This is a genomic window from Patulibacter sp., assembly GCF_030655195.1.
Taxonomy (GTDB): Bacteria; Actinomycetota; Thermoleophilia; order Solirubrobacterales; family Solirubrobacteraceae; genus Patulibacter.
Genome location: NZ_JAURWA010000022.1, coordinates 1 through 4,175, shown reverse-complemented (window position 1 = coordinate 4,175; position 4,175 = coordinate 1). Strand labels below are relative to the sequence as shown.

Annotated in this window: 5 protein-coding genes; 2 read left to right on the top strand and 3 right to left on the bottom strand. The window is 76.2% G+C overall.

The genetic code is table 11. From position 1 onward, the window contains the following. Positions 1–493 (bottom strand): response regulator transcription factor (locus Q7T67_RS02105; RefSeq protein WP_304785678.1); only part of this gene is annotated, 493 nt, incomplete at its 3' end. Continuing rightward, positions 490–1,683 carry a sensor histidine kinase gene (locus Q7T67_RS02100; RefSeq protein ID WP_304785677.1) on the bottom strand — a complete coding sequence of 398 codons (1,194 nt, stop codon included), beginning with the start codon at positions 1,681–1,683 and terminating at the stop codon, positions 490–492. The genes Q7T67_RS02105 and Q7T67_RS02100, both read right to left, overlap by 4 nt. Positions 1,684–1,865: 182 nt before the next feature. On the opposite strand from Q7T67_RS02100, the gene Q7T67_RS02095 reads away from it, so the two are divergent. After that, positions 1,866–2,390, top strand: a complete 525-nt coding sequence (locus Q7T67_RS02095; RefSeq protein WP_304785676.1) for a hypothetical protein — start codon at positions 1,866–1,868, stop codon at positions 2,388–2,390. Between the two features lie 284 nt (positions 2,391–2,674). On the opposite strand, the gene Q7T67_RS02090 is transcribed toward Q7T67_RS02095, so the two are convergent. Continuing rightward, positions 2,675–3,094, bottom strand: a complete 420-nt coding sequence (locus Q7T67_RS02090) for a nitroreductase/quinone reductase family protein (RefSeq protein WP_304785675.1) — start codon at positions 3,092–3,094, stop codon at positions 2,675–2,677. Between the two features lie 270 nt (positions 3,095–3,364). Here Q7T67_RS02090 and Q7T67_RS02085 point away from each other — a divergent pair. Beyond that, positions 3,365–4,175 (top strand): phosphoenolpyruvate carboxylase (locus Q7T67_RS02085; RefSeq protein WP_304785674.1); only part of this gene is annotated, 811 nt, incomplete at its 3' end.

The window sequence follows — 4,175 nt, the reverse complement described above, 5'->3', positions numbered from 1 at the left end:
CGCCACCGCCCTCCGGACCGTCGCCGTCCCGCGGCGGGTCGTCGCCGGCCGCTGCCGACCCTCCCCCGCCACCGGCGGCCCCGAGCACCCGGGCCTGCACCGCGGGGTCCAGCAGCGCCTGCCCGGCCGCCGCGGCGTGCACCGCGCGCTCGATCTCCCGGCTGCCGGCGTCCTTGGTCAGGTAGCCGCGGGCACCGGCGCGCAGGGCCCCGAAGATCGAGTCGTCGTCCGCGTAGGTCGTGAGGACGACGACCTCCACGGCGGGCTGGGCCGCGCGGATCTCGCGGGTCGCGCCGACGCCGTCGAAGCCCGGCATCCGCAGGTCCATCAGGACCACGTCGGGTCGTTCGCGGGCGGCGACCTCGACGGCCTCCGCACCGTTGCCGGCGACGCCGACGACCTCGATCCCGTCGAGCAGGCCGAGGACCGTCGCCAGACCCTCGCGCACCACGGCCTGGTCGTCGACGACGACGACGCGGACGGGACCGCTCACGGCCGGTGCTCCGCGGCGGGACCGGCCGGCGCGCCGGCCACCGGCAGACGGGCCACGACCCGCCATCCGTGGCGGTACGGGCCTGCCTCGACGGTCCCTCCGATCGCCTTCGCGCGCTCGCTCATGCCCTGCAGACCGTAGCCGCCACCGGTCGCGGCGAGCCCGGAGCCGACGGGCGAGGTCGCGGGACGGTCGCCGTCGGGGTGGTCCTCGACGGTCAGCTCGACGTCGTCGCCCCGGACCGCCAGGCGGATGCCGAGCGCGTGCAGCGGGGCGTGCTTCTGCACGTTGGTGACCGCCTCGCGGGCGATCCGCAGCACCGCCCACGCCGTGTCGGCGGCCAGGCCGTCGACGTCGCCCTCGACGTCGAGCGTCGCGGGGGCCGACGTCCGCCGCCGGTCCTCGACGAGCGTCTGCAGCCCGGCGGAGAGCGGGACCGCGTCGCCACGCAGCGCCCCCACCGCCTCGCGGGCCTCCCGCAGTCCCTCCCGCGCCAGGTCGTGCGCGCGCTCCACGTGCTGCAGCGGTCGCCCGTCGGCGTCGGACCGCTCGAGCAGCAGCCGGGCTGCGTCGAGCTGGATCGTCAGCCCCGCCAGGGAGTGGGCCAGGACGTCGTGGACGTCCCGTGCGATCCGCGTGCGCTCGGTCAGCGCGGCGGCCCGCACCTGCTCCTCGTGGGACCGCTGGGTCTGGACGAGGAGCAGCTCGGCCTCCTCGACCCGCAGCAGGGAGGCGCGACGATTCGCTCCGGCGAGCATCGTCGCCACGAACCCCAGGCCGTAGGCGGCCGTCCCGGCGAACGACCCGTCGTACGCCAGCGCCGCGACGGCCACCGCCAGGACGCCGCCGGCGGCGGTGGGGACCGCGCGGGAGGGCTCCAGGCGCGCCCCGACGCCGAAGCAGGCCATGAACGCCAGCGCGCTGCCGGCCGAGTTCGGCGACGCCCAGCAGAGCACGCCGCCCGCCATCGCCATGAGGATCGGCGTCGTCGCGTCGCGTCCGCGGTCGCGCTGGAACGACCACCCGGCGAACGCCGCCACGCCGACGGCGAGCGCGACGAGGACGACCAGCGCGCGTCCGTCGAACCCGGGAGCGGGATCCGCGCGCGCAACGGACCAGCAGACGGCGACGACGGCGATCGCCTGGACCGGCGCGGGGAACAGCTGCGAGGAGTGGCGGCCCAGCGGCATCGCCCCCACGGTACGGGGCATCGCGGGCGACCTCGTCCACCCGGGGGTGGAGTCGCGGGTGGAGATCGACCGCCGCACCCCCGCAGGTTCCACCCGCCGGATCAACCCGCACGCCGATGGCGGATCGGAGGCCCCGGCATACCGTGGATCCCGTCGAGTCACCCCCTCCCCCGGAGCCCATCATGTCCTTCTCCACCGTCCTCCTCATCAACCTCGGGATCCTCGCCGTGGTCCTCGTCTCGGACCTCGGTCGCAAGCCCTTCAACCGCCGTCGGCTGGTCCGGCCGCTGATCGTGTCGGGCATCGCCGGCGCGACGATGGTGCAGGGCGTGCCGTCCCACGGCGACGGACTGCTGCTCGTCGTCGCCGGCGTCTCCGCCGGCGTCGTCCTCGGTGCGCTGGCCGGCCGCCTGATCCGCGTCGACGGCGAGCGGGACGGCGTGCCGCTGACCGTCGCCGGCGCCCCCTACGCCGCCTTCTGGGCGACCGCCGCCGCGGCCCGCATCGCCTTCTCCTACGGCGCGGAGCACTGGTTCGCCGCGGACCTCGGCAGCTGGATGATGCAGCACCGGATCACGCCCGACGCCCTCACCGACGCCCTCGTCCTGATGGCCTTGGCCATGGTCATGACCCGCACCCTCTCGGTCGTCGCCCGGGTCCGCACCGCCTCGGGCTCCGCCGGCCTGTCGGCGATCACGGCCCGCTGAGCGCGCAGGTCCGGGCAGACGGCCCCGTCGCGCGGTGCGCGGCGGGGCCGTCGCGGTGCCGGGCGCCGGGGTCGCGCCCGGCATCGATCCAGGTCTCACCGGTCGGCCCGGACCGAGACCGGGATCCGTACCGCCTGAGGACCGCGATCCACGTCTCGGTCCCGGCGGGCCATCGAGACCGGGATCGATGCGCGAGGCCTCGGCAGCCGACCGCGCCGCCGGCCCCCGACCACCCCGCGGCGCCACGCCGCCGACCGCAGCGGCTCAGCGCCGCCGACCTCCGGTCAGTCCACCGACCCCGCGGTGTTGCGGTCCAGCAGCACGACCGGGATCTCGCGGGTCGCCTTCGCCTGGTACTCCTCGTAGGCGGGCCACGTGGCGGTCAGCGACTCCCAGAGCGCCGGCTTCTCGGCCGCGTCGGCCACCCGGGCGTGCGCGACGAACTCGTCGGCCCAGACCTGCACCGTGACCTCGGGCTTCTCCGCCAGGTTGAGGAACCACGCCGGCTCGTCGCCGCCGCCGTTGGACGCCACGACCGCGTAGACACCCTCGGCCGCCTCGCGGTAGATCAGCGGCGTCGAGCGCTCCTGACCGCTCTTGCGCCCCGTCGTGGTGAGGATCAGGGTCGTCGTCCCCTCCCAGTCGTGGCCTTCCTGGCCACCGGTCTCGCGGTAGCGCTTGACGTGTTCGGCACCGAAGAGCATGCCCTCCAAGGTACCCAGGGGCCCCGGCCGCACCGGCGGGGCGGACCCTTCGGGAGGAGAACCGGGTGTCGACACCGCTGGGCGCCACCACCCGCGGGCGGGGGCCGGCGACCCACGACGCGCGGAGGAGTCCGCCCAGGATCCACCACGTTCGCCCGTCATCGCGCATACTGCGGGCGCCGTCGACCGACGGCGGCGCGACCCGGACGTCGGGTCCGCTCCACCCGTCCAACCGAGGCCGCGCGCCGCACCGTGACAATCGACGTAGCCATGCCCGACGCCCCCACCACCCTGGACCGCGACACCGCCCTGCTCGAGCGCCTGCTCGGCAGCGTCCTCGTCGAACAGGAGGGCCGGGCGTTCCGCGAGCGCGTCTTCTGGCTCCGCGACCGCGCGGCCCAGGTCCGCGCCGATCCCGCGGGCACCGACGCGGACGAGCTCGTCGACGCGATCCGCCGTCTCTCCTCGTCGCAGCTGGGGCCGATCGTCCGCGCCTGCTCGATGTCGCTGCAGCTGTCGAACATCGCCGAGGAGCTCGAGCGCCTGCGCCGCCGCCGCGCCCACGACGCCGACGACCAGGGCCCGCAGCGCGAGTCGCTCGCCGCCGCCGCCGCGACGACTGCCGGTCTGTCACGCGACGAGCGGGCCCGGGCGCTCGCCGACCTCGACGTCGCGCTCGTCATGACCGCCCACCCGACGGAGGCCACGCGCCGGTCGATCTTCGACCACCAGCAGCGGGTCTGGGCGCTGATGGAGACGCTCGACGACCCGCGGATCGGCCCGACCCGGCGCCGCACGTTCGAGGACGAGCTGCGCGAGACGCTGACGGTCTGGTGGCAGACCGACGACGTGCGGGCCCGTCGCCCGCGGCCGGACGACGAGGTCCGCCGCACCCTGCTGCACGTCGAGTCCGTGCTCTACGACGCGGTCCCGGACCTGCTGCTCGAGCTCTCCCGCACGCTCGGCGTCGCCTGGCCGCCGGCCGACACCGCCGGCGGGTCCGGGGACGCGGGTCCCGGCCGCGGGGCGTCGTCCGGGTCGTCCGGCGCAGCGTCCGGTGGGGCGGCCGGCGCGCCTGCCC

Excerpts from the sequence above, each read along its gene's own strand:
- Q7T67_RS02095 (WP_304785676.1), top strand. The coding sequence starts at position 1,866 with ATGTCCTTCTCCACCGTCCTCCTCATCAACCTCGGGATCCTCGCCGTG.
- Q7T67_RS02100 (WP_304785677.1), bottom strand. The coding sequence starts at position 1,683 with ATGCCGCTGGGCCGCCACTCCTCGCAGCTGTTCCCCGCGCCGGTCCAG.
- Q7T67_RS02090 (WP_304785675.1), bottom strand. The coding sequence starts at position 3,094 with ATGCTCTTCGGTGCCGAACACGTCAAGCGCTACCGCGAGACCGGTGGC.